Annotated in this window: 1 protein-coding gene; it reads left to right on the top strand. The window is 73.6% G+C overall.

What is annotated here, in order from left to right; translation table 11 throughout:
- Nucleotides 1-4,077 (top strand): type I polyketide synthase (locus B7L92_RS26280; protein WP_143626378.1); only part of this gene is annotated, 4,077 nt, incomplete at both ends.

The following is a 4,077-nucleotide window of genomic DNA, read 5'->3' as shown; positions in this document are numbered from 1 at the left end:
GGCCGGTGACGTGTCCGGGGCCGGGCTCGAGTCCGTGGAGCACCCGTTGCTGGGCGCGGCCGTCGCCCTCGCCGGCGGCGAGGCCACCGTGCTCACCGGGCGGCTGTCCGTGCGGTCCGTGCGGTGGCTGACGGATCATGCCGTGCACGGCCAGGTCCTGTTCCCCGGCACCGGCTTCGTCGAGCTGGCGCTGCGCGCCGGCGACGAGGTCGGGCTCGACCGGATCGACGAGCTGACCCTGGCGGTCCCGCTCGTACTGCCCGAGACCGGCGCGGTGCACATCCAGGTGCGGGTGGACGGCACCGCCTTCGGCGTGTTCTCCCGTCCCGAACACACCGAAGGTCCTTGGACACAGCACGCGTTTGGTGTCCTCGCCGCCTCCGAAACCGCCTTCGAAGGCTCCTCCGAAGCCGCCACGGCCGACTTCTCGGCGTGGCCGCCGACCGGCGCGGAAGCCATTGCCCTGGACGGCTTCTACGAGCGGCTCGCCGACCTCGGCTTCGGCTACGGCCCGACGTTCCGCGGTCTCACGGCCGCGTGGCGCCGCGGCGGCGAGGTCTACGCGGAGGTCGCGCTGCCCGGAGACGCCGCCGGCCAGTCCGCCGCGTACGGTCTGCACCCGGCGCTGCTCGACGCGGTTCTGCACGCGACGTTGCTGACCGGCGACGCCGATCGCAGCGTGCTCCCGTTCGCCTGGGAGGGCGTGACCCTGCACACCTCGGCGGCCGCCGCGCTGCGCGTGGCGCTGACCGGCGATCCCGCCGACGGCGTTACCATCACCGCCGCCGACACCGCCGGCCATGTGGTCGCCACCGTCGACTCGCTCGTGTTCCGCGAGGTCACCGCGGATCAGATCGGCCCGAGCACCGACGCGCTCTACCGGATCGACTGGTCGGCACCGGTACGCACCGGCAACGAGCAGGTCACCGCCGTCGTGCTCGGCGGCGACCCGCGTGGCGTCGCCGACCGGCTGCGGTCGGCAGGCGTCACTGTCTCGGCCACCGTCGACCTGGCCTCGCTCGGCGACACCCCCGATGCCCCCGACGCTGTCGTGGTGCCTCTTGCCGCTGACAGTGACGTACTCGCCGACAGTGACGTACTCGCTGACGGTGACGTGCTCGCCGTAACCCAGGACCTCGCCGACCGTGCGCTGAGCCTGCTCCAGGACTGGCTCGCGTCCGACGCGCCCGACAGGACCCGGCTGGTGTTCGTCGTCGACGGCACGGACCTGGCCATGGCCGCGCTGCGGGGCCTCGTGCGGTCCGCCCAGACCGAGCATCCCGGCCGCTTCGTACTCGTCGACGCCGACCACGGACCGCTGCCGCTCGGCGCGGTCCTCGGTGCCGACGAGCCTCAGGTGCGCGTGCGGGACGGCGAGGTCCGGGCCGCCCGGCTCGCCCGCCTCACCGCCCCGGCCGCGAGCACGCACTGGGACGCCGACGGCACGGTCCTGATCACGGGCGGCACCGGCGGGCTCGGCGCGGCCCTCGCACGGCACCTCGTCGCCGAGCGCGGCGTACGGCACCTGCTGCTGCTCAGCCGCCGCGGACCCGACGCCGAGGGCGCCGCCGAGTTGGTCGCCGAGCTGACGGATGCCGGCGCCACCGCGACGGTTCTCGCCTGCGACGTGACGGACCGGGAGGCCCTGGCGGCGGCACTCGCCACCGTGGCGGCCGAGCACCCGCTGCGGGCCGTCGTGCACGCCGCCGGTGTGCTGGACGACGGTGTCATCGACTCCCTCACGCCCGAGCGCCTCGCCACGGTGCTGCGGGTGAAGGCGAATGCCGCCTGGCACCTGCACGAGCTGACCACCGACCTCGACGCGTTCGTGCTCTTCTCCTCGGTCGCCGGCCTCCTCGGCGCGGCCGGTCAGGGCAACTACGCGGCGGGCAACGCGTTCCTCGACGCCCTCGCCGCCCACCGCCGCGCCCACGGGCTGCCCGGCCTGTCGCTCGCGTGGGGCGCGTGGGCGCCCGAGACCGGCATGACCGCCGGGCTCACCGACGCAGACCGCGCCCGACTCGCCCGCGAAGGCGTGCCGCCGCTGGCGATCGAGCAGGGCATGGCGCTGTTCGACGCGGCCCTGTCCGTGACGGACGAGGCGGTGGTGTCGCCCGTGCTGCTCGACCTGGCGGCACTGCGGACCCGTGGCGAGGTTCCCGCCCTGCTGCGCGGACTCGTGCGCACGCGGGGCCGCCGGATCGCGGCGCACGGAGGGGAGACGGCCGACGGCCTGTCCCGTCGCCTTGCAGCGCTGCCGGAGGCCGACCGCACGGAGGTCGTGCTCGACCTGGTCCGTGGCCGGGTGGCGGCCGTGCTGGGCTACGACGCCTCGGCGTCGGTGGATCCGGCGCGCTCGTTCCAGGAGCTGGGCCTGGACTCGCTGACGGCGGTGGAACTGCGCAACGGCCTGGCCACCGTGACCGGACTGCGGCTGCCGGCGACCCTGGTGTTCGACTACCCGACCTCCGCCGGACTGGCGGCCTACCTGGTCGGTGAGCTGTTGGGGATCGAGCCGGCGGAGACGCCGGTCGCGGCACTGCCGCCGGTGTCCGACGATCCGGTGGTGATCGTGGGCATGGCGTGCCGGTATCCGGGTGGGGTGCGGTCGCCGGAGGATCTCTGGCGGCTGGTCACCGACGAGGTGGACGCCGTGTCGGCGTTCCCGGACAACCGGGGCTGGGACCTCGACGGTCTCTACGACCCGGACCCGGACCACCTCGGCACCTCGTACGCGCGTGAGGCGGGCTTCCTGCACGACGCGGGGGAGTTCGATGCGGAGTTCTTCGGCATGAGCCCTCGCGAGGCGCTCGCCACGGATGCGCAGCAGCGGCTGCTGCTGGAGACGTCGTGGGAGGCGCTGGAGCGGGCCGGCCTCGATCCGGTGTCGCTGCGGGGCAGCCGCACCGGTGTGTTCGCCGGCGTGATGTACAGCGACTACTCGGAGCTGCTGAACACCCCGGAGTTCGAGGGCTACCGCGGCAACGGGAGCGCGCCGAGCGTGGCGTCCGGCCGCGTCGCCTACACCTTCGGCTTCGAGGGCCCGGCGGTCTCGGTGGACACGGCGTGTTCGTCGTCGCTGGTGGCTCTGCACTGGGCGGCGCAGGCGTTGCGGTCGGGTGACTGTGATCTGGCGCTGGCGGGTGGTGTGACCGTCCTGTCCACACCAAACCTGTTCGTCGACTTCTCCCGCCAGCGCGGTATGTCCGCCGACGGCCGCTGCCGGTCCTATGCGGACTCCGCGGACGGTGTCGGGTGGGCCGAGGGTGTCGGCATGCTGGTGGTGGAGCGGCTGTCGGACGCGGTGCGCAACGGTCACGAGATCCTTGCCGTGGTGCGGGGTTCGGCGGTGAACCAGGACGGTGCGTCGAACGGCCTCACCGCCCCGAACGGGCCCTCGCAGCAGCGGGTGATCCGGCAGGCGCTGGCGAGCGCGGGACTGTCGTCCGCGGACGTGGACGTCGTGGAGGGTCACGGCACGGGCACGTCGCTGGGTGACCCGATCGAGGCACAGGCCCTCCTGGCGACCTATGGACAGGACCGTGAGACGCCCTTGCTGCTGGGTTCGGTGAAGTCGAACATCGGGCACACGCAGGCGGCCGCCGGTGTCGCGGGCGTGATCAAAATGGTCGTGGCACTCCGCCACGGTGTTGCGCCACGGACGTTGCACGTGGACCGGCCCTCGTCACACGTGGACTGGGAGGCCGGTGACGTCGAGCTGGTGACCGAGACGACGGCGTGGCCGGCGGTGGAGCGGCCGCGGCGGGCGGCGGTGTCGTCGTTCGGCATCTCCGGCACCAACGCGCACACGATTCTCGAGCAGGCCCCCGCCACCGTGGCCGCCGAACCGAAGCCGTCGGAGGCCGTGGTGCCGTGGCTCGTGTCGGGCCGGTCGGAAGCGGCGGTCCGGGACCAAGTGGCACGGCTGGCCGAGGTGACGGAGCGTCCGGTCGACGTCGCCTACTCGCTGACGCTGCGGTCGCGGTTCGACCACCGCGCGGTCCTCGTCGGCCGGACCCGCGAGGACCTTCGGTCGATCATGACCCAGGCGGTCGTCGGTGATGGCCGGTTGGGGGT

The sequence above is a fragment of the Streptomyces viridosporus genome, assembly GCF_002078235.1.
Taxonomy (GTDB): Bacteria; Actinomycetota; Actinomycetes; order Streptomycetales; family Streptomycetaceae; genus Streptomyces; species Streptomyces viridosporus.
This window is presented reverse-complemented; position numbering and strand designations above follow the sequence as displayed.